22 protein-coding genes are annotated in these 23,992 nt (G+C 68.2%); 6 read left to right on the forward strand and 16 right to left on the reverse strand.

The genetic code is table 11. The features are described from left to right. Nucleotides 1–39: 39 nt before the first annotated feature. From RIF65_RS01280 to gcvPA, 5 genes are all read right to left on the reverse strand, one after another. Nucleotides 40–1,308 carry an ABC transporter substrate-binding protein gene (locus tag RIF65_RS01280; RefSeq protein WP_309064626.1) on the reverse strand — a complete coding sequence of 423 codons (1,269 nt, stop codon included), beginning with the start codon at nt 1,306–1,308 and terminating at the stop codon, nt 40–42. 138 nt (nt 1,309–1,446) lie between these two features. Further along, entirely contained in the window at nt 1,447–2,415 is a 969-nt protein-coding gene (rarD, locus tag RIF65_RS01285) for an EamA family transporter RarD (RefSeq protein ID WP_309064759.1), read from the reverse strand. 63 nt (nt 2,416–2,478) lie between these two features. Next, nucleotides 2,479–3,585, reverse strand: coding sequence for an ATP-NAD kinase family protein (locus RIF65_RS01290; RefSeq protein ID WP_309064625.1), 1,107 nt, complete (start codon nt 3,583–3,585; stop codon nt 2,479–2,481). Next, complete coding sequence (gene gcvPB, locus RIF65_RS01295; protein ID WP_309064624.1) at nt 3,582–5,249, reverse strand: aminomethyl-transferring glycine dehydrogenase subunit GcvPB; 1,668 nt, start codon at nt 5,247–5,249, stop codon at nt 3,582–3,584. Before gcvPB ends, RIF65_RS01290 begins: the two co-directional genes overlap by 4 nt. Continuing rightward, the gene (gene gcvPA / locus RIF65_RS01300; RefSeq protein WP_309064623.1) at nt 5,246–6,637 is read right to left on the reverse strand and encodes an aminomethyl-transferring glycine dehydrogenase subunit GcvPA; all 1,392 of its coding nucleotides are present in this window, start codon (nt 6,635–6,637) and stop codon (nt 5,246–5,248) included. Before gcvPA ends, gcvPB begins: the two co-directional genes overlap by 4 nt. Before the next feature lie 147 nt (nt 6,638–6,784). On the opposite strand from gcvPA, the gene RIF65_RS01305 reads away from it, so the two are divergent. Both RIF65_RS01305 and RIF65_RS01310 read left to right on the forward strand, forming a co-directional pair. Next, nucleotides 6,785–8,305 (forward strand): PucR family transcriptional regulator, encoded by a 1,521-nt coding sequence (locus RIF65_RS01305; RefSeq protein ID WP_309064758.1) that lies wholly within the window; start codon nt 6,785–6,787, stop codon nt 8,303–8,305. Between the two features lie 134 nt (nt 8,306–8,439). Beyond that, complete coding sequence (locus tag RIF65_RS01310) at nt 8,440–8,874, forward strand: VOC family protein (protein ID WP_309064622.1); 435 nt, start codon at nt 8,440–8,442, stop codon at nt 8,872–8,874. Here the strand turns inward: RIF65_RS01310 and fgd are convergent. The 7 genes from fgd to RIF65_RS01345 all read right to left on the reverse strand — a co-directional run bounded on the left by fgd (nt 8,859) and on the right by RIF65_RS01345 (nt 15,814). After that, the gene (gene fgd, locus RIF65_RS01315) at nt 8,859–9,896 is read right to left on the reverse strand and encodes a glucose-6-phosphate dehydrogenase (coenzyme-F420) (protein ID WP_309064621.1); all 1,038 of its coding nucleotides are present in this window, start codon (nt 9,894–9,896) and stop codon (nt 8,859–8,861) included. The two genes, RIF65_RS01310 and fgd, sit on opposite strands and share 16 nt — an antisense overlap. 1 nt (nt 9,897) lies before the next feature. Continuing rightward, complete coding sequence (locus tag RIF65_RS01320; protein WP_309064620.1) at nt 9,898–10,854, reverse strand: LLM class flavin-dependent oxidoreductase; 957 nt, start codon at nt 10,852–10,854, stop codon at nt 9,898–9,900. 1 nt (nt 10,855) lies between these two features. After that, nucleotides 10,856–11,857: an LLM class flavin-dependent oxidoreductase gene (locus tag RIF65_RS01325; RefSeq protein ID WP_309064619.1), complete on the reverse strand. Its 1,002-nt coding sequence runs from the start codon at nt 11,855–11,857 to the stop codon at nt 10,856–10,858. Between the two features lie 4 nt (nt 11,858–11,861). Further along, the gene (locus tag RIF65_RS01330; protein ID WP_309064618.1) at nt 11,862–13,052 is read right to left on the reverse strand and encodes a M24 family metallopeptidase; all 1,191 of its coding nucleotides are present in this window, start codon (nt 13,050–13,052) and stop codon (nt 11,862–11,864) included. Nucleotides 13,053–13,119: 67 nt separating this feature from the next. Beyond that, nucleotides 13,120–14,178: an ABC transporter substrate-binding protein gene (locus RIF65_RS01335; protein WP_309064617.1), complete on the reverse strand. Its 1,059-nt coding sequence runs from the start codon at nt 14,176–14,178 to the stop codon at nt 13,120–13,122. A gap of 42 nt (nt 14,179–14,220) precedes the next feature. Next, nucleotides 14,221–15,066, reverse strand: coding sequence for an ABC transporter permease (locus RIF65_RS01340; RefSeq protein WP_309064616.1), 846 nt, complete (start codon nt 15,064–15,066; stop codon nt 14,221–14,223). Then, nucleotides 15,059–15,814 carry an ABC transporter ATP-binding protein gene (locus RIF65_RS01345; protein WP_309064615.1) on the reverse strand — a complete coding sequence of 252 codons (756 nt, stop codon included), beginning with the start codon at nt 15,812–15,814 and terminating at the stop codon, nt 15,059–15,061. The genes RIF65_RS01340 and RIF65_RS01345 overlap by 8 nt, the downstream gene beginning before the upstream one ends. Before the next feature lie 311 nt (nt 15,815–16,125). Between RIF65_RS01345 and RIF65_RS01350 the strand changes: the two genes are divergently transcribed. The 3 genes from RIF65_RS01350 to RIF65_RS01360 are packed head-to-tail and all read left to right on the forward strand — an operon-like array spanning nt 16,126 to nt 19,021. Continuing rightward, nucleotides 16,126–17,109, forward strand: coding sequence for a putative F420-0 ABC transporter substrate-binding protein (locus RIF65_RS01350; RefSeq protein ID WP_309064614.1), 984 nt, complete (start codon nt 16,126–16,128; stop codon nt 17,107–17,109). Then, complete coding sequence (locus RIF65_RS01355; protein WP_309064613.1) at nt 17,106–18,188, forward strand: iron chelate uptake ABC transporter family permease subunit; 1,083 nt, start codon at nt 17,106–17,108, stop codon at nt 18,186–18,188. Before RIF65_RS01350 ends, RIF65_RS01355 begins: the two co-directional genes overlap by 4 nt. Continuing rightward, nucleotides 18,185–19,021, forward strand: coding sequence for an ABC transporter ATP-binding protein (locus tag RIF65_RS01360; protein ID WP_309064612.1), 837 nt, complete (start codon nt 18,185–18,187; stop codon nt 19,019–19,021). The genes RIF65_RS01355 and RIF65_RS01360 overlap by 4 nt, the downstream gene beginning before the upstream one ends. Here RIF65_RS01360 and cofE read toward each other — a convergent pair. The 3 genes from cofE to groES all read right to left on the reverse strand — a co-directional run bounded on the left by cofE (nt 18,976) and on the right by groES (nt 21,218). Beyond that, complete coding sequence (cofE, locus tag RIF65_RS01365) at nt 18,976–19,752, reverse strand: coenzyme F420-0:L-glutamate ligase (protein WP_309064611.1); 777 nt, start codon at nt 19,750–19,752, stop codon at nt 18,976–18,978. The genes RIF65_RS01360 and cofE overlap by 46 nt on opposite strands. Continuing rightward, the gene (locus tag RIF65_RS01370; protein ID WP_309064610.1) at nt 19,752–20,786 is read right to left on the reverse strand and encodes an LLM class flavin-dependent oxidoreductase; all 1,035 of its coding nucleotides are present in this window, start codon (nt 20,784–20,786) and stop codon (nt 19,752–19,754) included. Before RIF65_RS01370 ends, cofE begins: the two co-directional genes overlap by 1 nt. 135 nt (nt 20,787–20,921) lie before the next feature. Beyond that, nucleotides 20,922–21,218 (reverse strand): co-chaperone GroES, encoded by a 297-nt coding sequence (gene groES, locus RIF65_RS01375; protein WP_309064609.1) that lies wholly within the window; start codon nt 21,216–21,218, stop codon nt 20,922–20,924. A gap of 423 nt (nt 21,219–21,641) precedes the next feature. On the opposite strand from groES, the gene RIF65_RS01380 reads away from it, so the two are divergent. Then, nucleotides 21,642–22,838, forward strand: coding sequence for a class I SAM-dependent methyltransferase (locus tag RIF65_RS01380; protein ID WP_375142115.1), 1,197 nt, complete (start codon nt 21,642–21,644; stop codon nt 22,836–22,838). Nucleotides 22,839–22,847: 9 nt separating this feature from the next. Here RIF65_RS01380 and RIF65_RS01385 read toward each other — a convergent pair whose 3' ends face one another. Beyond that, complete coding sequence (locus RIF65_RS01385) at nt 22,848–23,990, reverse strand: hypothetical protein (RefSeq protein WP_309064607.1); 1,143 nt, start codon at nt 23,988–23,990, stop codon at nt 22,848–22,850. Between the last annotated feature and the right edge of the window lie 2 nt (nt 23,991–23,992).

The following is a 23,992-nucleotide window of genomic DNA, read 5'->3' on the forward strand; positions in this document are numbered from 1 at the left end:
TCCGGATGCAGCATCCGGAGGCCCTCGCTGTGAGTCGGATCAGTTGATCCGCTCGTAGGTGTTGTCGGCGCCGTACTGGAAGACGCCGATGGCGGCACCCTTCGGGTCGCCGTTCTCGTCGAACGTGATGTCGCCGGAGTAGCCGTCGTAGTCGGCGACGTCCCCGTTGTTGATGATCTCCGCGCACTCCTTGAAGCTGGTGCACTTCTCACCGTCGCCGGAGCCGCCCGAGACCTCCTGCATCTTCTCGGCGATGTCGACACCCTCGGTGGAGCCTGCCGCGAGCGACGCGAGCGCCATCAGCACGACCGCGTCGTATGCCTCGGCCGCGTAGGTGAAGTCCTCGACCTCGCTGTTGCCCTCGCCGGTCCAGTACGCCTGGAGACGGTCGGTGAAGTCGTCCTCGAGTGCGGGACCGGGCTTGGTGCCCTTCGCGCCCTCGAGCTTGACCGCCGGCAGTTCCGTGTCGTACGTGTTCGACAGGTTGCCGTCGACCAGGTAGAACTTGCTCGGGTCGAAGCCGGCGTTCACCAACAGCGGCGCGATCGTCTTGAACTCGTCGTAGGAGACCACCGCGATCGCGTCGGGGTTGGCCGCCATGACCTCGGAGACCTGCGCGTCGAACTGCGCGTCACCGATGTTGAAGGACGCGTCGGCGACGACCTCACCGCCGGTGCCCTCGAACGTCGTCTTGATGGCATCGAACAGGCCGGTGCCGTAGGCGTTGTTCTGGTAGATGATGCCGAGCGACTTGTGGCCGTCCTCGGCGATCACGCTTCCCAGGACCTCGCCCTGCAGCAGGTCGCTCGGTGCGGTGCGGAAGTACAGGCCGTTGTCATCCCACTCGGTGAAGTCCGGCGAGGTGTTCGACGGCGAGATGGTGATGATGCCGGCGCCGATGTTGCCATCCAGGATCAGCTTGGACACGGCAGAGGACGCGGCGCCGACGATGCCGGCCACACCCTCGCTCTGCAGCTTCGTGATCGAGGTCTCGTACGCCTTGGTGTCAGTGTCGCCCTCGTCCTCGCTGGTCATCTCGATCGTGACGCCCGCCTCGGCCTCGTTGATCTCCTGCACGGCCAGGCCGACGCCCGACTCCATGGGCGGACCGAGGAAGGCCAGCGAACCGGTCTGCGGAAGCAGCGATCCGAGCTTCAGCGTCAGGTCGGCCGCTGGCTTGTTGTCGCCGTCTCCGCTCGGCTCTTCGGACGGCGTGCTGCTGCAGCCGGCGATGACGAGTGCGGAGACGCCGATCATCGCCGCCGCGGAGAAGATCCTCGCGGGTCGCGAGCCCCTCAATGCGTTCATGTTGCTCCCTTGCCTGAATGAACGTGGGTCCCGGTGTCGGGTGGTTCTTACCCTATGCGCTGGACTGCATACAGGCTCGCCCATTCTGTCTCGGTCGCCTAACGATCGAGCCGCGCGGCGTCGGCATCGGGTGGCGGCTCAGATCAGCTCGGCGGGCTTGTCGTGCGAGGCCGGCTTCTGGTGTTCGGCGACGGCCCGGCGGTGCCGCTCGCGGCGGGAGGCGAGCAGGATGTCCACGACGAAGACGGCGATCGCCACCCACACGATGAAGAACCCCGCCCACCGCTCCGGCGGCATCGGCTCGCCGCGCACCCCGGCGCCGATGACGAACTGCATCACCGGGGTGATGAACTGCAGGATGCCGACTGCGGCGAGGCTGATGCGGCGCGTGCCCGCCGCGAACAGCAGCAGCGGCACGGCGGTGGCGACGCCCGCGAAGGCCAGCAGGGCCGCGTGCAGGACGCCCTCCCCGCCGAACGTGATGCCGGTGTCCTGCTCGACGAGGACCAGTTGCACCACGGCGATCGGGATGAGCCAGAACGACTCGAGCGTCAGCCCGCTGACAGCGTCGACCGCCGGTCCGATCTTCTTCTTCACCAGTCCGTAGAGCCCGAAGGATGCTGTGAGGGTGAGCGCGATCCACGGGACGGTTCCGAGCGCCGCGACGATGACGATCACGGCGAGCGCCGCGATCGAGATCGCAGCCCACTGCAGCCTGCGGATCCGCTCCCGCAGCACGAACACGCCCAGCAGCACCGTGGTGATCGGGTTGATGAAGTAACCCAGGCTGGTCTCGACGATGTGGTCGCTGAGGGCGGCCAGCACGAAGACCTGCCAGTTGACGTAGATCAGCACGCCCGCGAGGGCTGTGAGCGCCAGCAGTCGCGGCTGGCGGACGACGGTGAGCAGCGGACCCCATCCGCGCGTGATCGCGAGCAGCAGCATGCAGAACACCAACGACAGCAGCACCCGCCAGGCGACGAGCTCCCACGGTCCGGTCGGCGTGAGCAGCAGGAAGTACAGCGGCAGGACGCCCCAGATGAGGTACGCGCCGATCGTGTAGGCCACACCGGCGCCGTTGTCGGCGCGCCGCGGCGCGTAGGTGATCACTGAACAACCCTAATCCGGCGTGGTGAGTCGACAGTGCCGGAAGGCGGAACGCGTCCCGGGTCATCGCAACGGCAACAACGCCTCCTGTCGGTAACCGGTGATCACTCTTACCCGACCTCGGAAGCGTTCGTTGAGTGCTGCGGTGGGTGCGTCGATGAGCAGGCCACGCCCCGCGAACGACGCGAGCTTGCGCGGCGAGGAGACGACCAGGAGGTCCTCGCGATGAAGGTGCTGCAGAAGCGACTCGTCGATCTGCTGGTTGCCACGGCCCAGCAGCACGCCCTGCCCGCCTATCGGTGAGAGCAGCACCTGGAAGCGTCGGGCCCCCACTGCGCGACGAAGACCAGCGGCATCCAGGTTCTCACCCGAGATCCTGCCGTCTTCGAGCACGTCCACGCCGAGAAGACTGGCCTGCACTCCCAACTGAGCGGCGACCTCCCGCACCGTGGTTCCGGGACCGAGCAGGCAGGGGACGCCGGGTGCCAGTCGCTCGGCGACCTCGCGTGCGATACCCCCGAGTGACGACGGATCGGCTGTTGAGCCGACTTTGCCGCGTTGAATCGCCTCCGGGGCTTCCGGTACCCGGAGATATCCATAGAGCCGTGCGCCGAGGACACCTCGGCGACGCGCCTCCTCATCGATGTCGACCACCTCCGCCAATGTCTCGCCTGTGGTTCCCGCCAGGAGACCGGACAACAACGGTCCGGCGTGCTCTGGCGTCACGGCGTAGACGCCCGAATGCATCTTCACGCCGGACGGGATGCCGAGCACGAGTGTTTCCGTTCCCACCGCCTCGCACACGTCCCGTGCTGTCCCGTCACCGCCGGCGAACAGGAGCACCTCGACACCGGCGTCCCGCAGGATCATCGCCAGGCGACGAGTGTCATCGGCCGTCGTGTGTTCGGACGCCCGATGCACCACGGTGTGGGGGATGCCCGCCCTGCGGCACGCCTCCTCGCCCATGGCGCCACCACCGGTGAGGACGTGGACCTCTGGTGTCAGTGCTACAACCGCACGGAGAGCACGCTCCGCACGTGCACCTGAGCGAGGACGGGCGCCGCGTGCCAGGGCCTGCTGTTGCACGTCCTCACCGTCGCTGCCGGCGAGTGCGGCCTCGCCGCCGATCCCCGCGACCGGGTTGACGATGAGGCCGCACACCCCGGTCATCTGTGGAACAGCTTCTCGCGCCGCTCACGCACCGGCGCGTCCTCGGCCGCCTGCCAATGCTGCGGAACCGTCGGACCGATGCCCAGGTACTTGCGCCGGTACGCGCGCCATGACGTGGCCCAGGTCTCGGGGTCGGTCACGGGATCCGGATCGACGTGGTGGATGCTCGACCGATGCGGGGCCGACCGGATGAAGTCGGGGTCTTCACGCGCCTCCGCCGCGACGGTGTGCAACGCGTCGATGTACTCGTCGAGCTCCCGCCGGGAATACGCCTCGGTGGGCTCGATCGTGGTGGGGTCGGGGACGACGTACGGGTGGTGGCTGGTCCACAGGTGCATGCCGAAGTCGGCCAGGCGTTGTCCCAATTCCCCCGAGCTGACGCCCGTGTCGCGGGCGAGTTCCGCCCAGCTGTAACGCACCTGCTCGATCGGAGGCGGCGCGCCTTCGAGATACGCCGCCTCGACGCCTTCCGCCGCCGTGAGCCGCGCCATGACGTAGTTGTTGTTGATCACGGCGATTTCGGCGACCTCGCGCAGCCCCTCAGGTCCCAGTGCCCTGATCCAGGCGTACGCGCGGATCAGGTTGGGGATCACACCCCAGAACGGGCGGATGGGAGCGGTGCTGAGCGGCCCGCGGTCCCGCAGGACGTACTCGCCGCCGTCGAGCACGACCCGCGGACCGGGCAGGAAGGGTTCGAGTTCGGCTGTGGCGCCGATCGCACCGGCGGCTGGGCCGCCGCAGGCGTGCGGTGTCGAGAACGTCTTGTGCAGGTTGAAGTGGCACAGGTCGAACCCGGCCTCACGGGCGCGGGTGATACCCAGGATGCCGTTGGCGTTGGCTTGGTCGTAGACGCAGAGCGCGCCGACTTCGTGAGCCATCTGGACGATCTCGGCGATGTGCGGGTTGAAGATCCCGGTGTCCTCGGGATTGGTGATCATAAGCGCAGCCGTGCGCTCAGACAGCGATGCCCGCAATGTCCCGACGTCGATCAGCCCGTCCTCCCCCGGATAGAGGGTGATCACCCGGTAGCCGGCGGTCTTCGCCGCAGCGGCGTTCGAGGGGTGCGAGAAGATGGTCGTGACCACCTCGTCGCGGGTCTCCCCCGCTCCGCGGCTCGCATGGTACGCGCGCACGATCTGCACATTCCCCCAGATAGCGGCGGACCCGGCCCCCGCCTGGAGGGATATCGCATCCATCCCCGACACCGCGCGGATGCAGCTCTCGAGGTCATGGATGATCTGCAGCGTCCCTTGCACGGTGGACGAATGCTGCAGGGGGTGCGTCTCCACGCTCTGCGGCGACCCGGCGAACTCCTCGTTGATCTTCGGGCTGTACTTCATCGTGCACGTGCCCTGACCGATGTCGACATTGAGGTCGGCGCCGAGCGTCTCCTGAGACAGCCGCAGGAAGTGCCGCAGCACCTGCGCCTGCCCGATCTCGGGCAGACTGCTGACGTCGTCGCGCCGCACGCCGGACTCCGGCGAGTTCCGTAACGCTGCCTCCACGGCATCGTCCGGCCTCGGGACGTGGATTCCGCGCTCGCCCGGCGAACCGAGACCGAAGATCAGCGGCTCGCTCCACCGCGCAGCGTGGTAGTCGCGCTGCGCGGTGGGACGCGAGCCGTCGGCGGCGACGAGAAGGGTTCGGGTCAATGCATCCGTCATCGGAGTACCTCCTGCAGTGCGAGTGCGAGCCTGTCGATGTCGGCAGCGGTGTGCATCTCGGTGACGGCGACGAGCACCACCTGTCCGAGTTCGGGGAACTCCCGAGTCAGTGGCACGCCACCGAAGATGCCGCGCCCGCGGAGGTCTGCGAGGATGTCCGCGGCGTCCCGCCCGGTGAACCGCACACCGAACTCGCGCCAGTGCGCCGCGTCCGCTGCCACCACCTCTACGCCATCGACCGCGCGTAGTCGTTCAATCGCGTAGCGGGTGGTCGCCGCCACGTAGTCGCCGATCTCCCGGAGACCCTGAGGACCGAGGAGCGAGAGGTAGACGCCGGCCGTGATGCCCCACAGTGCTGCAGCCGTGCCTACCCACTCGATTCCGTCCTCCCGCATGGCGAGCGACGTGCGTTCGTAGGCGACGTCGGTGAATCCGAGTTCGCCGTCGACGGAGGTGGGAGCGAGGCCGAACAGGCGGGAGGGGAACTCGTAGACGAACGCCTCCTCATCGTGCGTGGCGATGAATCCGCCGTGAGCGCCGCCGAAATGCATCCCGAGGCCGAGCGACTGGATGTCTCCGCACAGGATGTCGGCGCCGTATCGCGCCGGGCTTGCGATGAACCCCAACGCGAGCGGCTCCACACCGCAGATCAGAAGTGCCCCCCGCTCGTGCGCCAGGGAGGCGATCTCCGCAATCTCGGTCTCGATGACGCCGATGGCATTCGGCGTCTCGATGTAGATCGCGGCCGTGGAGTCGTCCAACATTTCCCGCACGGCTGCCAGGTCAGTGCGACCGGTGGACCGGTCGAGTGGAACGGACTCGGTCTCCGCGACGCCGGCGAGGTACGAGTCCACCTTTCGCCGCTTGTCGGCCAGCATCGCCTCGGTGACGAGCACGCGGGAGCGGCCGGTCATCCGCAGTGCCATCCGTAGCGAGGTCGCCGCGGCCTGGTAGCCGTCATAGTTCGGGACGTTCACGACGTCCATCTCCACGAGCTCCGCCATCAGGCTGGTGTACTCGAAGATGGCCTGCCATTTGCCGTGGTCCTCGTACGGCTCTCCGGCGTAGGCGGTCAGGAACTCGGCTCTGGAGTTGATCTCACCGCATACCGATGGGACGTGGTGGTGGTAGCACCCGGCCCCGAGGAACGACAGCGCACGAGAGACCGGCACGTTCTGGTCGAGCAGCCCTGTCATGTGGCGCCGCAGCTCCACCTCTGACGAGAGAGCGGGCGGGATGTCGAGGGGTGCGTTCAAGCGCAGTGCGGCAGGGATCGACGCGTACAGGTCTTCGACATCATCCACGCCGATGGCCTCGAGCATCTGTGCCTTGGCCATGGGGGCGGAGTTCGGGATATAGGGATGCGCATCCGGCGCGTCTTCGCGCATGTGCTCCTCCTTGGTCTGGTTGTCCCAAGACTAGAAAGGGAACCAGACCGTGGCAGCGTCCAACATGTACATCTTGCGTCGGGGGAGCGCCGATGTGGAGAGTCCTGATTGTTTGCGACCGGCTCCCGGGTGAGACAAGGTGAGGGAATGGTTCCTCTTCATTCGCTGCTCGTGCTCCCTGGTCTCGGGCTGCGGCTCGTGGTCGGCGTCGACTCCCCGGAAGTGGAGATCCGCTGGGCGCATGTCAGCGAGCTCAACGACCCCACGCCTTGGCTCGAGGGCGGCGAGCTGTTGCTGACCACGGGACTCAGCGCGTCGTGGGAGGGCGAGGACGCGTTGCGGTACTGTCAGCGGCTCGTCGATCGCGGTGTCGTGGCGCTCGGTGTCAGCACAGGCTCGGACCTCACCCACCAGGCCATTCCCGCAGACCTGCTCTCGGCCGCGGAGCGCACGGGACTGCGCCTCGTGCACGTACCGCATCTGACGCCGCTTCAGGCGGTAGTGCGCGCGGTGGCCGACGAGATCAGTTCCGCCAGCGAACGACCGTTGCGGTCACAGGTGGAACTGCAGCAGAAGCTGATGCTGGAAGCGGCGTCCGGGAGCGGGCTCAGCGGAGCGACCGAACGCATCCGCACGGCCAGCGGTCTCTGGGTCTCGGTGCACGATGCACGGCTCCGCAAGCTGGCAGGGCCCGCCGACTCCGTGCTGGGCGAAGAGCTCAGGCGTCGCATCCGGCGCCAGCTGATGCGGGACAGGCAGGGCTCGATCTCGATCCAGGAGGATGCCGACCGCTCGGCCTTCATACTCCCGCTGGTTGGCGATGGCCGGGTACGCGGTTATGCGGTCGCCACGAAGGACGCTCCTTTCACCGTCGAAGAGCGGTCTCTGCTGAAGGTCGCGGCTCCCATCCTCGGCCTGCTCCTCGATCTCAGGGAGGCAGCGGAGAGTCCGCTGCGCCAGGCCCGGGGCGCGGCGGCCGCATCCCTGATCAGCGCCCGTGAGGGAGCGGAGCACCTGCAGCAGATGCTTCGTGCGGCGAGGCTGGCACCCAGCCGCACTCAAGTCGCGCGGGTTCGCACCCGTTCCGTCGCCCAGCGACGGGCGCTGATGGCGGGTCTCATCGAACTCGCTGACGACGCTCTCGCACTCAACGACCAGGATCAGACGGCACTCGTGCTCTGCGACCCTGTGCCGGATCTGCCGGAGCGCTTCCTGGCGTTGGCTGAAGAGATCGAGCTCGAGGACGTGGGCTTGGGTGAGCCGGGTTCGATCGAGCGGACGCCGGAGAGCCACATCGAGGCCATGCGTGCACAAGGCGCGGCGCGGATGATGGGTATGCGCGTCGCCACCGCCCCGCAGCAAGGGTGTCAGTTGAGCCGGATCCTCTCTGACGCGGAGCGGCTGGCCGAGTTCTCCCGCAGCGTCCTCGCCCCGCTGGAGAGCCACGACCGTGACAACCCGCGGCTCGAACTGCTGCCGACGCTTCGGGCGTACTTCGATGCGATCGCCAGTATCGAGACAGCGGCGGGCGTACTCGGCATCCACCGGCACACGATGCGCGCACGGCTCCGGAAGATCGGCGAGGTCAGCGGATACGACCTGACTCAGCCGGGCCAGTATCTCGAACTGTGGCTCGCTGTCGAGCTGCGGGGCCGTCTGCCGGGCTGAACCCAGCCCGCCATCGGGCTGTCCACGATGGACAGGGCGAACCGCCGGATCGTCCGATCCGGACATTCCGCTTCGCAGGGGAGCCCGGGTAGCCTGCCGCGGAAGCCGCCGCAAGCCGGCATGGAGGGAGCGCCGTGGACTGGGATCGGGTATACCAGGTCGGGATCGTTGTGGCGGACATCGGGCGCGCCGCAGCGCATTACGCCCTAGCGGGAATAGGGCCGTTCGAGGCCGGTCCGTCCGAGAACGTGACGGCGCGGCGCGTGCACGGCGCGCCGTCGGATGCGGTGGTGCGCGGCGCCTGTGCACAGATGGGGCCGATCGAGCTGGAGCTGCTCCAGCCGGTCAGCGGCGCGAGCGTGCAGGCGGAGGCGTTGGCTGAGCGCGGGGAGCACACGTTGCACATCTGCGCCTACACCGACGACTTGGATGCCGACATCGCGGAGATGGCGGAGGCCGGATTCCCCGTCATCTCGGAGGGCACCCTTGCCGACGGCGGGCGTTTCGCATACTTCGACACCCGCGCCATCGGCGGACTCGTCCTCGAGCGTCATCAGCTCCCGCGGTGAGCGCCTGCCAGCGCACGTAGACGTGGCGCGAGTTGCGTCTGGAACTGCGCCATGAAGCGCCGCTGATCGTTGCCCGGAGCGTGGAAGACGAGGTGATCGAACCCGGCTTCGACGTACTCCATGATGCGTGCGACCGCGTCGTCAGGGTCTGCGCTGACGATCCAACGCGATGCGATTCGCTCGATCGGGAGCGCATCCGCGGCGCGCTCCATCTCCAGGGGGTCGGTGATGTCGTGCTTCTGCTCCTTCGACAGCGACAGCGGTGACCAGAATCGGGTGTTCTCGTACGCCTCGTCGATCGTGTCGGCGAATGAGAGTTTGATCTCGATCATCCTGTCGATGGACCCGGACTCGCGGCGTGACAGCGCCGCGCCCTCGGCGACCGCCGGCAGCAACTGCTCGGTGTACAGCTCCATTCCTTTGCCGGATGTGCAGATGAACCCGTCGCCGGCCCGGCCGGCGTAGCGCGCCACCGTCGGACCGCCCGCGGCGATGTACACCGGGATGGGTCGATCGGGGCGGTCGTAGATGCTGGCGTCGTGTGTCGAGTAATACTCGCCGTCGAAGGTCACCCGTTCCTCGCGCCAAAGCGCACGCATGAGCCGCACCGCTTCGCGCAGCCGCGCGAAGCGCTCGCGGAACTCCGGCCAGGTCTGGGCGCCTGGGCCCTGAAACCCGGTGGCGATCTCGTTCAGCGCCTCCCCCGAACCGACGCCGAGGAAGACGCGCTCAGGGTAGAGGCAGCCCAGCGTCGCGAACGCCTGAGCGAGCACGGCGGGGTTGTAGCGGAACGTCGGGGTCATCACCGAAGTGCCGAGCAGGATCCGCTCGGTCCTCTCGCCCGCCGCGGTGAGCCAGGAAAGCGCGAAGGGCGCATGCCCCCCGTTGTGCCGCCACGGTTGGAAGTGGTCGCTGACGGTGGCGGAATCGAATCCGTGGGCTTCGGCCTCCACTGCGAGCTCGACCAGTTCCCGGGGACCGAACTGCTCCGCCGACGCCTTGTACCCGAATCTCAATGCCATGTCATGTCTCCGCTCTCGTCATGCCACCGGGCTCGATCACCGCTCGCATCCGCGGCAGCACCTCCGCCACCACCGACTCGAGCTGGTCGGCCTCGTCGTACACCGGATTCAGGATGAGCAGGTCCGGACGTCCGGCCGCGACGAGCTCGTCGAGCGCCGCGGCGCACTGCTGGGGATTCCCGAACACCGCCACCTCCGCCGCGAGTTCCTGGGGCTCGCGAATCGTTCCCCAGTGTGCTGCGAACCAGTCGACGATGCGCGATCTGGCCCGGCCCGTGTCGTCTTCGACCGCCAGGTATACCTTCTTAGCGATGGTGAAGCCGTCGCGGTCGGCGCCGAGTTGGCGCAACCGCCGTGCCGCTCTCGCGAAGGACGCCGGTGAGCTGCCGCCCGCGCCGACCCACCCGCTGCCACGGCGTGCGGCGCGCGCCAGCGCTCCGGGCGATGCGCCTCCGAACCACAGCGGCGGGTGAGGCCGCTGCAGAGTCGAGGGACTCATCCGCGCGCCGTCCAGCTGTCGCTCGGTGTCGGCGTAGTGGACGGGTTCGCTCGACCACAACGCCGTCATGAGATCCAGCATCGCGTCCAGCCGCTGACCTCGGTGGCGGTGATCGACACCGGACGCGTCGAACAGCTGGGGCATGTCCCCGATACCGAATCCGGCGATGAGCCGACCTTCGCTGAGACGGTCAAGACTGCCCAGCTGCTTCGCGAGGACGATCGGGTTGCGAGCGGGGGCGATCACTGCTGCGGTGCCGAGACGCACTCGCCGCGTGACCGCTGACACGAACGCGAGATTGATGAGCGGTTCGATACTGGAATCCACGCCGAGCAGCTGCTCCTGCACCCACAGGCTGTCGAGTCCCAGTTCCTCGGCTCGGCATGCGAACCGCTCGGTGAACCCCGCGAAGCCCGGCTCACCGGCACTGCTCTGCGGGAGCGCGACGCCGATGCGCATCTCAGTCCCCGTCGCTCTGGCAGGACCGGATGAAGGCGAGCACGCCGTCCAGGTCGCCACCGGAGTCGAAGGCGATCTCCGTGATGCCGGCGTCCGAGAACGCCTCCACCGTGCGCCGACACTCGTCGGGTGTTCCTGCGACGCAGTACTGATCGACCAGCTCGTCGGGAATCAGCTCGTCGAGGGGGCGCCCTGCGTCGAACTCGGTGCGGATCCGCTTCATCCGTTCCTCATCGAGATCGCTCCAGTCCAGGAAGAGCCGCGACAGGAAGGCGACCTGTGACCACCTCGCGATGAAGTACCCGAGAACTCCCCGCATGCGCGACCGCGCCCGCGCGCCGTCGGCGTCGACCGCGATGGGGATGTAGGCCACCACGGGCACCGCTTCCCTGCCGGCATCCCGCGCCGCCGCTTGCACCTCCTGCGCTGCCCACCGTGCGTGCTCCTGCGAGCACATCATCGTCAGCACCGCACCGTCCATGCGCCTGCCCGCCTGCGCGAGTGCCTTGGGGCCGACGGCGGCGACGTACACCGGCGGAACCTCCATATGCTCCGCCGGGGACAGCCGCAGCCCATTCGCCGAGTGCAGCACCCCCTGTTGTGTCAGTGCGTCGCCGCTCAGCAGAGTGCGCAACGCCGTCACCGCCTCGTCGACGATCCGCAGCGGCGGCGAGGCGGGCTTGTCGATCAGCGCGCCGCGTTCGGCCACGCCGGCACCGAGTCCGACGATCACCCGTCCATGCCCGAGTTCGCAGAGGCTGCGGATGTCCATGGCGAGCGATGCCGGATGCCGGTGCTGCGACGCGAGCACGCCGAACGCGATTTCGATGTCGCGTGTCCGTGCCAGTGCCGCTGCCGCCGTCGGCATCGCCCCCCGGTGGAACAGGTCCTCCGACAGCCAGGCCCGCCGCACTCCTGCCGCCTCGGCGCGCACCACGTCATCGACCACGCGGGCAGCATCGCCGTGGTTGGAGAGCTGGATGCTCAGCGCGGGCAGTGTCATCGCCTCAACGGACCTCGAGCAGCTCGTCGCGGGGAATCGACGACAGCATCTCCGGAGCGTCGTCGGTGACGATGACGTGCTCCTCGAGGGCGAAGACGCCGAGTCCGCTGGGGTCGTAGAGCCACGGCTCGACCGAGAGCACCATGCCCTCCTGGAGGACTTCGTCGTTGTAGGGCGTCAGCATGATGGGCTCGTGCAGGTCCATCCCGATGCCGTGTCCTATCATGTCGAGCGTCGGCAGTCCGGACTCTTCGATGATCCGTGCGGCGGCGAAGAACACCTCCTTGGCTGGCACGCCGGGGCGGCACATCGACACGGCGGCGTCCTGAGCGCGGACCGTGATGTCATACACCTCGTGGTGCCGGTCGGTCGCCTTGCCCAGCAGGGTGGTGTACGCCACGTCGGTGCCGTACTGGCCGTACTTGGCGCCGGTATCGATGATGAGCAGGTCGCCTTCCTCGAAGGGCCGGGCCTGCGGCAGCGAGTCGCTGCAGTGGTACCGGTCGCTACCCGCGCGGATGTTGCGGAACGAGGTGTCATCACCGCCACGCTTCATGATCTCGAAAGCGATGCGGTTGCCGATCTCGCGTTCGGTCTGCCCGAGCGCCAGATCGTCGCGCACCGCGGTGATCGCCTCGTCGGTGATCCTGGTCAGCCATCGCATGCGATCCAGCTCGCGCGGAGACTTGATCATCCGCACACCCCAGATCACACGGGCGGCGCTGCGCATCTCGCCGGAGACGAGCTGTTCGGTGACGTACAGCAGGTCGTCGAGGTTCCAGCCTGGCGACATGTGCGTGCCGCGCTCGAAACCAACGACTGCCGTCCGTCCGCCGAGCCGGTGTACGGCTTCGACGAGGACCCGGCCGAAGTCGCGAGGCGCTGCATGCGGTTCGGGGAAGATGGCGAGCTCGTCCACCCACGACGTCGACCACGCCGTGCCCGAGAAGAATCGCGGGATCAGCAGCACCGGATCCTTCGAACGGTGCAGCAGGAGGGCGCCGGTCGGGAACGACTTGGAATTCCAGTGTCCATTCTGGAACCCGGAGAAGTACTCGACGTTCTCCCCCGACGTGATCACGACGACGTCCAGCCCGTCTTCACGCATGATCTCCTGCGCTCGGCGGACTCGTGACTCGTACTCGTCACGCGGGAAGTCTTCCCAGTTCAGCCGGTACGCTTCGGGAAATCCCATCTCTTCCTGCTTCCTCTTCTTCGAGCTTCCTGATGGTCGCGCCGGGGCGCCGTTACTGAGATCCGGGTCATTCACGGATGAACTCCCGATCGGCAAGGTCGACCTTCTCGACGAACTCGTTGGTGTAGTTCTTCGTGGGGTCCGTCTCAGGAAGCTCGCCCAGCGTCGTGAGCATCTCCGCCTGGAGGGCCCAGGCCTCCTCGTTGTGCAGGCCCAGCCCGTTCTCGTCCGTCCACTCCGTGGCGAGGAAGCGGCTGTCCATCTCGAAGGTGGCGGCCAGGGATTCGGCGTTCACGTTCGCGTACATGCCGGCCATCGCCTCGGCGGTCCCCTTCGGGTCTTCCAGAGCCGCCTTCAGACCTTTGAGGGACGCACGCACGAAGCGCTCGACGAGGTCCGGATCCTTCTCGATCAATTCGGGCGTGGTGAACAGGACGGTCGACGGGGTGATGTAGCCGGCATCCGAAACGGTAAGGATGTTCACCTCGTCTTTGAGGTCGGGCAAGCCGGCGAGGTTGCCGAGGAACGTTCCGGCCGCGTCCACCTGCCCTTCGGAGAGGGCTGCGAACTGGGCGCCGGGGCTGAGATTGATGAAGTCAATCTCGTTCTTGTCGATTCCGGCGAGTTGGAGGGCCGCCAGCGTGGCGAGGTGTCCCGACGAGGTCACCGAGCCGCCGATGGACTTGCCGCGCAGGTCCTCCCATGTCTCGATCCCCGAGTCCTTCAGGGCGATGACGGCGTTCGGGTTCTCCTGGTACTGCTGCATCACCGAGACCATGTCGATACCCTTGGTCTGCGCCGAGAGCAGGTGCGAGGCCTCGCCCGTGCCGAACATCACTTCTCCGTTCGCGACCAGCTGCACGGCGGTTGCACCTCCGTTGCCGGGCTGGTCGACCAGTTGGATGCCCTCCTCCTCATAGAAGCCGAGCGCCTTCGCCGCGGCGTACGGCAAGGTGATCTGGTCGGGAACCCAGGAGTGGCGGAGGGTGACGAGGTCGAGACCGTCCTCGCTTTTGGCCGCTTGGCCACCGCCCTGGTCGGCTGCGGCGCAGCCGCCGAGGGCGAGGGCGAGAGCAGCGGATGCTGCCGCGGCGCTGATCACACGGGACTTCGTTGTGCTGTGCATGAGGGGCTCCAAACGGGTGGGGTGGATGGTGCAGGGATGAGGTCAGCCGGATTCCCGGGCGAGTCGGGTGTTGGCCCGCGTGCCGACCATGAGGCGACCGAGAAGCCGGACGCCGAAGTAGAACAGCATTCCGATCGCGGAGATGAAGACGATGGCCGCGAACACCTCCGCGGTGTCGATACGGCTGTTGGCCATGAGGATCTGGTAGCCGAGTCCCGCTCTTGCCCCGATGAACTCGCCGACGATCGCACCGACGACGGCCAGCGACATGCCGACCTCGAGGCCGGCGAAGATCTCCGGAAGGCTGGAGGGCAGGTAGATCATGCGGAACTTCTGCCAACCGTTGGCCGACACGGAGTGCATCAGCTCGAGCAGGTTCACGTCGACGCCCTCGAAGCCCACCACCGTGTTGACCAGAACCGGGAAGAGGCAGATCAGCGCCGTGATCGCGATGATCGATGTCTCGCCGACGCCGAACCAGATGAGGAAGAGCGGAGCGAGAGCGACCTTCGGCACGGTCTGCAGGAAGACGACACCGGGATAGATGATGGTGCGCAGCGGCTTGGAGTAGAAAATGCCGAGGGCGAGCAGGAACCCGAGCAACGACCCGATGACGAAACCGATCACGATCTCACGAGCGGTGACGATGGTGTTCGACCACAGCGACGAGGAGTTCAGCTGCATGGACTGGATGATCATCGACGGGCCGGGCAGGATGAAGGCGCGCACCCACCCCAGCTGCGAGGCGATCTCCCAGAGGATGAAGAGCGCACCATAGAACAGCACTGCCGGCAGGCTGGTGAAGTGCCGCTTCCACGCGCCGCTCCGTGTGTTCGTCGCGATGATCGTCGCCGTACGCGGGCCGTCCGTGGCGATGGTGTCAGTCATGGGGTTCCAGCATCTGTCGGAGCTCATGGGAGAGCGCGATGAACGTCGGGTCTTCACGGTGGTCGGGCGTCCGGGGGCGGGGCAGCTGCACCCGCTCGTACTTCTGCACGACGGTGGGCCGCGGCCCCATCACCAGCACCTTGTCGGATAACAGAACCGCCTCATCGATGCTGTGTGTGACGAAGAGGATGGTTTTGCCCGCCTCCTCATGGATCCGGAGCAGTTCGAAGCCCATCCGGTCCCGTGTGATCAGGTCGAGAGCGCCGAACGGCTCGTCCATGATCAGCACGCCCGGGTCGTACGACAATGCGCGCGCAATCGCCACGCGCTGCTGCATGCCGCCGGAGATCTGATCGGGGCGGTGATCGGCGAAGTCCTCAAGACCGACGAGAGCGAGCAGTTCTCTGCCGCGGTCCTCCTTCGCCTTCTTCGACCAGCCGAGAACGTCCAGCGGCAGGGTGACGTTACGGAGCACCGAACGCCACTCCACCAGGGTGGGCCGCTGGAAGACGAATCCGAACTGCCGGGACGCGCGGGCTGCGGCCGGGGGCTGGTCATCGATGAGGATCTGGCCGGATGTGGGTGCAAGCAGGTCGCCGACCATTCGGACCACCGTGGTCTTCCCGCACCCCGATGGGCCGATCACGGACACGAAGCTGCCGGCTTCAATGCCGACGCTCACGGAATCCACGACCTGCATCGGTCCGGCCGCCGTGTGGAACGTCTTTGTGACGTCCCGCAGCGTCACTGCGGCGCCTCCTCCACCAGAGTTCATCAAAGAAACCTCTCCGTCGTTCGGATCGCCGCCCGTGCTCCGGGGAGATGGTCGACGATGACCGTTGTCTGAAAACTAGCCAGGCACTCCCGTAGCCCTCAATCGACAATTCGTACATTCCCGATCGTCCGCTGGACGCTTCGGAGCGTGAGGGGTGCAAACGGCTCCGATACTATCGACGCATCCCGTCGACGCTGCGGGACCAGCGGTCCTGATCTGGATCGTGCGCCGGACGCATCCCGTGACCTCGCCGACATCGGCGAGACCCAGCCTTGGGAACCACCGTGACCTCTCGCACCCTCCGCGCCGGCATCCCGGCTCTACTCCTGATCGTGTTTCTCGGCGGCTGCGCTCCCTCCCCGGGAGCCGCCCCTTCCTCGGAGCCCGGCGCCTCGACCGGCTTCCCCGTCCAACTGGAGAACTGCGGGACTGAGCTCGAGATCGCAGCACCGCCCGAGCGCGTGCTCGCCATCAAATCGACCTCAACCGAGATGCTGCTCGCCCTGGGGCTGGAGGACCGCATCGTCGCGACGGCTTTCCCCGACGGTCCCGTCCCCGAGCAGTGGCGTGAACGCGCCGACGGGCTCGTCGTGATCTCTGAACGCCTGCCCGGTCAAGAGAGTGTGCTCGAGCTCGCACCCGACTTCATCTATGCCGGGTGGGAGTCCAACGTCACCGCCGAGGGCGTGGGCGAGCGCGACAGCCTGGCCCAGCTCGGGATCGGGACGTATGTCGCGCCTGCCGCCTGCACCGGACCCGAGCGGCCGGATCGTCTGACATTCGAGGACGTCTTCGACTCGATCGAGGAGGTGGCGCAGATCTTCGACGTCTCCGACCGCGCGGCGCAGCTCATCGCCGATCAGCGCGCCCGGCTCGAAGCCGTCGCGCCTTCCGAGCTCGGCCTGCGGGCGCTCTGGTACAGCTCGGGCAGCGACACCCCGTTCGTGGGAGGCGGCACGGGTGCCCCTCAGATGATCATGGACGCCGTCGGTCTGGAGAACATCGCCGCTGACATCCCCGAACCGTGGGGTTCGCTGTCCTGGGAGGCGGCCGTCGCCGCCGACCCGGATGTCATCGTCCTCGTCGACTCTGCCTGGGGCAGCGCCGAGAAGAAGAAGTCTGTGCTCGCCTCCCATCCGGCCGCGTCATCGATGCGGGCCGTCGCCGAAGGCCGGTATCTGGTGGTGCCCTTCCCTGCCGGCGAGGCCGGCGTGCGCAACGTCGACGCGGTGGAGACCCTGCGAGCGCAGATCGACGATCTGCCATGACCGATGCGACGAGGTCCCTCGCCCGGCCGGTGGCCTGGTCGCCGGCATCCGCACTGCTGCGCGACGCCGCGATGATGAGCGCGCTGGCGGTCCTCGTCCCCGCGTCGATCGTCGCAGCCGTGACGATCGGTCCCGCCGAGATCTCTCCCGCCGCGACATGGGGCACCGTGCTCGCCCATGTGAGCGGAGGACCCGCCGTCCTCCCCCCGACTCTCGACGCGATCGTCTGGCAGATCCGCCTGCCTCGCGCGCTCACCGCGGCCGCCGTGGGCGCCGGCCTGGCTCTGTGCGGGGCGGTGCTGCAGTCCACCACCCGAAACTCGCTTGCAGACCCGTTCCTGCTGGGTATTTCCGCAGGGGCCTCCCTCGGGGCCGCCTGCGTCATCCTTCTCAGCGCGGCGATCGCCCTGCCGCTGGCGGCGTTCGCCGGAGCGTCGCTCGCGCTTGCGATGACCCTGGCGCTCGCACGTGACGGCACCACCGTCGTGCCCGGCCGGGCGATTCTGGCAGGAGTGGCCGTGTCGGCGTTCTTCGGGTCCCTGACGAGTCTCGGGATCTTCTGGTTCGCGAACGGCGACAGCTACCGAGAGATCCTCGGCTGGCTGCTCGGATCTCTCGCCGGTTCCTCCTGGACCGGCACGGCACTCGTCGCTGCGGCGCTGCTGCTCACGGCGCCCTTGCTGATGGGAAGCGCACGAACCCTGGACGCGTTCCTGCTCGGCGACCACGCGGCGGCGTCCCTCGGCGTCTCGGTCGTCCGCGCACGCTGGATGCTGCTGGTCGTCGCGACGCTGCTCACCGCAATCATGGTCAGCGTCAGCGGGTCCATCGGCTTCGTCGGGCTGGTCGTTCCTCATGCCGTCCGGCTGCTCGGCGCCGTCAGGCATAGGCTGCTTCTGCCCTGCTCCGCGTTGGGCGGAGCGGTGCTGATGGTCTGGGCTGACACCGCGGCGCGGTCGCTCTTCGAACCCCGGGAGCTGCCGGTCGGGGTCGTGACCGCGTTGCTGGGTGCGCCCGCCTTCGGACTGCTGCTTCTGCGGAGAGGCTCCGTGAGAGCGCGACGGGAGCAGCGGGCATGAACAGCCCTCCCGCATCCGATGGTTTCGCAGTCCGGCTCGAGGCGAAGGGGATCGTCGCCGTCACAGGCGGGCGCGCCGTACTCGCCGGAGTCACGATCACGGCGAATGGCGGCTGCGTGACGGCGGTGGTCGGTCCGAACGGCGCGGGCAAGTCGACGTTGCTGCGCATCCTGGCGGGAATCGAGCGGCCGGGCGAGGGGAGCGTCCTCCTCGGCGGAGCGGACCTGAAGGGCGTCCCCGGCAGGCAGCGCGCTCGACTCGTCGCGTTCGTCGAGCAGGAGCCGGCGACGGACCTTGACCTCCGCGCGCTCGACGTCGTGCTGCTCGGCCGCATCCCCTACCTCGGAGTCATGGGAGCCCCGGGCGCCCGGGACACCGACATGGCGCGTGCCGCGATGGACAGCATGGGCGTCGGGCATCTCGAGGATCGCAGCTTCGCCCACCTATCCGGCGGCGAGCGGCGCCGCGTGCTCCTGGCCCGTGCCATCGCCCAGCAACCGTCGGTGCTCGTCCTCGACGAGCCGACCAATCACCTCGACATCGGCGCGCAGCTGACCGTGCTTGAGTTCGCGCGGCGCGTCGCCCGCGGCGGCATGTGCGTGGTGCTCGCCCTGCACGATCTGACCCTCGCGGCCGCCTTCGCCGATCGGGTCGTGGTGCTCGCCGACGGCGTCGCCGCGGCCGCCGGCCCCCCGGATGAGGTTCTCACCCCGGACCTGATCGCCCGAGTGTTCGATGTCACGGCGAGCGTGTTGCGCCGCGCCGAGGACGATGCGCCGGTGTTCGCCTACTCGCGGTCGCCGCGGCTGCCGTCCGCCAGCCCGCGGCGGTAGGCCTCGGCGGTTCCCTCACGGAAGAGATCGTCTTCGCCTGTGCGCACGATGGTGGCGGCTCCGGGAAGGTCGAGTTCGCCGACGGCATGACCCAGCCCGCGCAGCACCGCGACGGGGGTGCCGTTCACCTTCCCCTTTACGAGGTCGCCTGCACCGGCGATCTCGTCGGCAAGGCACGGCCTGGTGACCCGAAGCTCCCGCCCTGTGGAGTCGCGCATTCCGTGCATCTCGTCGAACACCCGCACGCCGGCAGCGCCGATCGCGATGTCCGTCTGCCCACCCCGCCACGGACGCCCGAGCGTGTCGGTGATGACCACACCGATCCGAACGTTCCACCGCCGCCGCAGCGCTGCGCCGATCCGCCGGGCGGAATCGTCGGGATCGATCGGGAGCAGAAGCACCGTGCCCGCCTCGGTGTTCGAGGCGTCGACGCCGGCGGCGGCGCCGACGATTCCGAGCCGGTTCTCGACGATCCGCAGTGACGTGCCGTCGGTGCGTTCACGGGTGGCGACGACGCGCACTGTCTCAGAGGTGATCGCCGCCTCCCGGTCTTCCGCGCGAATGATGCGGCCTTCGGCCTTCGAGATGATCTTCGACGTGATGACCAGGATGTCACCGTCGATGAGGGGTTCGCCCGTGGCATCCACGGCCGTTGCGATGACCCCTGCGACGTCAGCGCCCGGCGCGATCTCCCCGATACCCGGCAGTGCCCAGACGCAGATCCTCTGCATCACGATCCTTCCTCACCGTCGGAGCCGCGGCTCGCCTGATCCACGACGCCAGGCCTGATCGCCGCCGCGAAGACGGCAGCCCAGTCGCGCTGATCGCGCAAGACATTGTGCACGAAGAATCGGCGGAACCCGAGTCCGGCGAGCCGGCGCAGTTCAGCCGTGATCACTGCGGGATCCGCTGTGACCGGCATCCGCGCTCGGATGTCGTCCACCGTGACATGCCTGGCCAGCCTGGCCACATCGAACGGAGAGCGGATGTCCCCTCCGGGGAACTGCAGGCCGCTCATGGGCCAGTCGGTCAGCACGCCGCGCAGGGCGTCGTTCTCCTCAGGTGCCCACGCGATCTGGACATAGGCGGCCGCCGTCACCGACTCCGGCGTCTTGCCGGCCTCGCGGGCGCCATCCCGTGCAGCGCGGATCAGAGCGGTCATGCGTTCTGAGGGGCCGGCGGAGGCGACGAACCCGTCCGCCACTCGTGACGCACGTCTCGCGGTCACCGGCCCGCCCGCCCAGACGAGCGTCTGCGGGGGACTCTGCGGTGCCGTCCAGAGACGAGCGGACTCCATCCTGGTCGATCGCCCCTCGTACCGGGTGTCGGCACCGCGCGCGCCGGTGTGGAATAACTTGCGGATGAGTTCGGCGGACTCGAGCATGCGTGACATGCGTTCGTGGCTCTCGGGCCAGTAACCACCCACGACGTGCTCGTCGATCGCGTTCCCGGCCGAGAGCACCAGGGTGTGGCGGCCGGGAAAGAGGTGACTCGTCGTCGCGCTGGCCTGCGCCACTGCGGCCGCGTGCATCCGGTACCCCGCCACGGCCGCCACCGTCACTCCGCCGGCGGTCTGTGCACCGAGCGCACCGGCGACTGTCCACGCGAAGGAAGCGTTGCCCTGCGTGGGCAGCCACGGCTGGAACCGATCCGACACGAACGTCCCGTCAAAACCATGCCGCTGGGCGGCGACGGCCGCCGAGACGGCCTCAGCAGGCGAGAGCTGTTCCAGCGAGGCGACATGGTCGAAGACGAGATTCGTCACAGCGCTCCTCTGGGCTGTCCGGCTCCGGCCGACTCGGCACGGCGCTTCCAGAGTAACGGGCGGAGGCCGCCCGCAGACGCACGAGGGCCCGGATGCCGAAGCACCCGGACCCTCGCAGGTCTCGTCGGACCCGAATCAGCGGACGACGACCGCCAGAACGTCGCGAGCCGACAGCACGAGGTACTCCTCGGCGCCGAACTTCACCTCGGTTCCGCCGTACTTGCTGTAGAGCACGCGGTCGCCGACGGCGACGTCCAGCGGAACACGGTTGCCGTTGTCGTCGATGCGGCCGGGGCCCACGGCCACGACCTCGCCGTCCTGGGGCTTCTCCTTGGCGGTGTCGGGGATGACCAGACCGCTTGCGGTGGTCTGCTCGGCCTCGACCTGCTTGATGACGATGCGGTCCTCGAGCGGCTTGATGGAAACCGACACGGTGTACCTCTGCTTTCTTGACTGAGATCAGAAGACTCGTTAGCACTCTCATACCGAGGGTGCTAACGCCAGTCTATGACGACCGCTGGCACTCACGCAATGCGAGTGCCAGCCCTCGGTCGTTGAGCGAGCACCGCCGCAGGCGGCGCGAGACGAAACGCCCCCACACCAACGGATCGTTTCGTCTCCGTCGCCCTCCGGGCTCCCTCGCTCAACGACCGGGGGAAACTCCCGCCGCCACCGTTCCCGGTCGTTGAGCGAGCACCGCCGCAGGCGGCGCGAGACGAAACGCACCCACATCAACGAACCGTTTCGTCTCGGTCGCCCTCCGGGCTCCCTCGCTCAACGACCGGCGGGAAGGTCCGGGCTCCCTCGCTCAACGACCGGGGAGGTCCGCCCGCGCCATAGGCTTACCGGGTGGAGATGACCCAGCTCAGCGCCCTGCTCACCCGCGAGGGCCTCGTCCTGCTCGACGAGCTCGGCACCATCGAATCCACCGCCGACGTCGCCGCGGCCGTCTCCCGGCTGCGCGCGGCCGGGCACTCCCCCGACCTCGTCTCCGCCGTCGTCGGCCAGGCGCACCTGCGGGCGAAGGGGCGGGCCAAGTTCGGCGAGTTCGCCGACCGGATGCTGTTCACCCGCGCCGGGCTCGAGCAGGCGACCCGTCTGCCGGTCGCGACCCTGCATGCCGTGCGGATGCGCCAGTCCGACATCACCGCGGTGTCCGACCTGGGCTGCGGCATCGGCGGCGACAGCCTGGCCTTCGCGGGCGCCGGGCTGACCGTGACCGCCGTCGACGCCGATCCGGTCACCGCGGCCCTGGCCGCGTACAACCTCGCGCCGTTCGGCGAAGCAGCCTCCGTCCGACAGGGCACCGCCGAGCAGGACCCCTCCGCCACCGCACCCGCCGACCCGTCTCACGCCATCTGGCTCGACCCTGCTCGCCGGACCGCAGGACACAGCGAGACGCGCCGCGTGACGGCATCCGACTACTCGCCGTCGCTGGACTGGAGCTTCGACGTCGCGCGACGGCATCCGACCGGCATCAAGCTCGGCCCCGGCCTCGATCGCGATCTCCTGCCCGACGACGTCGAGGCGCAGTGGATCAGCGTCGACGGAAGCGTCGTCGAGCTGGTGCCGTGGAGCGGGTCGCTCGCCAGGGACGGCATCCGCCGCGCCGCGCTGGTGATGCGCGGCGGCAGCACCCACGAGCTGACGGCGAGAGCGGATGCCGAGGACGCGCCGGTCCGCGAGCTCGGCGCGTTCCTGCACGAGCCGGACGGCGCCGTGATCCGCGCCCGACTCATCGGCGACGCGGCACGGATGCTGGATGCCGGGATGCTGGATCCGCAGATCGCGTACCTCACCGGTGACGCGGCGGTCACGAGCCCGTTCGTGCAGTCCTTCCGGGTGCGCGAGACGATGCCGGCGCACGTCAAGACGATCAACGCCGCGCTGCGCGCGCACGATGTCGGCCGGCTGGAGATCAAGAAGCGCGGGATGGATGTCGACCCGGCGGCGTTCCGGAAGAAGCTGGCGCTGCGTGGTTCGGGCGAGGCGACGCTGATCCTCACGCGCACACCGGCCGGACGGGTCGCGATTCTCGCCGACCGGGTCTGACCGCGGCGTTCAGCGGGTCTCGCCGGTCTTGTCGTCCACCGCGCACTCACCGGAATCGGGGTCGCAGACCCCGTCCGACGGGGCGTCGCCGCGAATGATCGTCAGCTGATTGCCGCGCCTCGTCGAGGACTGAAGACTGTAGGTCGTGCCGTCGACGGCGAGGTCGAGGCTCTCTCCCGTGTCGTAGAGGATGTCGGTGCATTCCTGGCCGAGGATCCTGGTGCTGTCCGCGACGATCAGGCACGTATCGCTGCTCTCGCTCACCCAGATCGGGGTGTCGCCGTCGTGCCCCACGATGCTGAGCGAAGCGCCCGAGTATCCGGCATCCTGGAGCACGCCTACGATGGCGAGCTCTTCCGGCGAGTACTGGTCCTGCCACCCGTTGCCACCGTCGACGGTATGCCGCTGCACGATGACGGTGCGTTCGCCGCCGATGTCGTCGGTCATGAAGGCCCAGATCATCACGCGCTCGCCGTCGTCGACGAGCTCGAGGTTGGTGCTCGGCGGCTGATTCTGGATGTCCTCGACCAGGCGGCAGTCGGCCGCTTGGTCCTCGCCGTGCACGAGGATGATGCAGCGCTGGGCGGCGGCCTCCCTGGTCGCCTCCCACACCGTCACCCCGTACTTCTCTCCGTGCACGAGGATCGAGCCCGGGTCGTAGTCGTCGGACGACTCCAGCGCGGTCAGCGCATCGCGCTGGGCACTCGACATCTGCAGCGGTCCGGGCGGGCGCGTCGCCATGTACATTCCCCCGCCGAACCCGATCAGGGCCGCCACGGCGAGCGCCACCGGGAGCAGCAGCCTTCGGCGCTTCGCCGTGACCTCGGTCGCAGAGGTCTCCGGCTGGGTCCCTGAGCTTGTCGAAGGGCCCGACGTCGCTTCGCCCGACGTCGCTTCGACAGGCTGAGCGACCCAAGAGTGGTCGCCCCCGTGATGGGTCCCTGAGCTTGTCGAAGGGCCCGACGTCGCTTGGACAGTCGCCTCCCCCGGCTCGACGACCCGCTGATGCGCGCCCCCGTGCCGGCTCCACCCCGCCACCTCTTCGTTCAGCCGTTGCAGTTCGTCGGCCTCGGCCGGGTTCAGTCCCCCACCCGGAGCGAAGGCCCGCCGCTGCAGGTCACGTCGTCGTGCACGCTGCTCGGCGTCCGGCATCC

It is taken from the genome of Microbacterium sp., assembly GCF_031180975.1.
Classification (GTDB): Bacteria; Actinomycetota; Actinomycetes; order Actinomycetales; family Microbacteriaceae; genus Microbacterium.

Excerpts from the sequence above, each read along its gene's own strand:
- gcvPB (WP_309064624.1), bottom strand. The coding sequence starts at position 5,249 with ATGACGGATGCATTGACCCGAACCCTTCTCGTCGCCGCCGACGGCTCG.
- RIF65_RS01360 (WP_309064612.1), top strand. The coding sequence starts at position 18,185 with ATGAACAGCCCTCCCGCATCCGATGGTTTCGCAGTCCGGCTCGAGGCG.
- RIF65_RS01320 (WP_309064620.1), bottom strand. The coding sequence starts at position 10,854 with ATGCGCATCGGCGTCGCGCTCCCGCAGAGCAGTGCCGGTGAGCCGGGC.
- RIF65_RS01380 (WP_375142115.1), top strand. The coding sequence starts at position 21,642 with ATGACCCAGCTCAGCGCCCTGCTCACCCGCGAGGGCCTCGTCCTGCTC.
- RIF65_RS01330 (WP_309064618.1), bottom strand. The coding sequence starts at position 13,052 with ATGGGATTTCCCGAAGCGTACCGGCTGAACTGGGAAGACTTCCCGCGT.
- RIF65_RS01305 (WP_309064758.1), top strand. The coding sequence starts at position 6,785 with ATGGTTCCTCTTCATTCGCTGCTCGTGCTCCCTGGTCTCGGGCTGCGG.
- cofE (WP_309064611.1), bottom strand. The coding sequence starts at position 19,752 with ATGCAGAGGATCTGCGTCTGGGCACTGCCGGGTATCGGGGAGATCGCG.
- fgd (WP_309064621.1), bottom strand. The coding sequence starts at position 9,896 with ATGGCATTGAGATTCGGGTACAAGGCGTCGGCGGAGCAGTTCGGTCCC.
- RIF65_RS01290 (WP_309064625.1), bottom strand. The coding sequence starts at position 3,585 with ATGACCGGGGTGTGCGGCCTCATCGTCAACCCGGTCGCGGGGATCGGC.
- RIF65_RS01335 (WP_309064617.1), bottom strand. The coding sequence starts at position 14,178 with ATGCACAGCACAACGAAGTCCCGTGTGATCAGCGCCGCGGCAGCATCC.
- RIF65_RS01340 (WP_309064616.1), bottom strand. The coding sequence starts at position 15,066 with ATGACTGACACCATCGCCACGGACGGCCCGCGTACGGCGACGATCATC.
- RIF65_RS01355 (WP_309064613.1), top strand. The coding sequence starts at position 17,106 with ATGACCGATGCGACGAGGTCCCTCGCCCGGCCGGTGGCCTGGTCGCCG.
- RIF65_RS01325 (WP_309064619.1), bottom strand. The coding sequence starts at position 11,857 with ATGACACTGCCCGCGCTGAGCATCCAGCTCTCCAACCACGGCGATGCT.
- RIF65_RS01385 (WP_309064607.1), bottom strand. The coding sequence starts at position 23,990 with ATGCCGGACGCCGAGCAGCGTGCACGACGACGTGACCTGCAGCGGCGG.
- gcvPA (WP_309064623.1), bottom strand. The coding sequence starts at position 6,637 with ATGCGCGAAGACGCGCCGGATGCGCATCCCTATATCCCGAACTCCGCC.
- RIF65_RS01280 (WP_309064626.1), bottom strand. The coding sequence starts at position 1,308 with ATGAACGCATTGAGGGGCTCGCGACCCGCGAGGATCTTCTCCGCGGCG.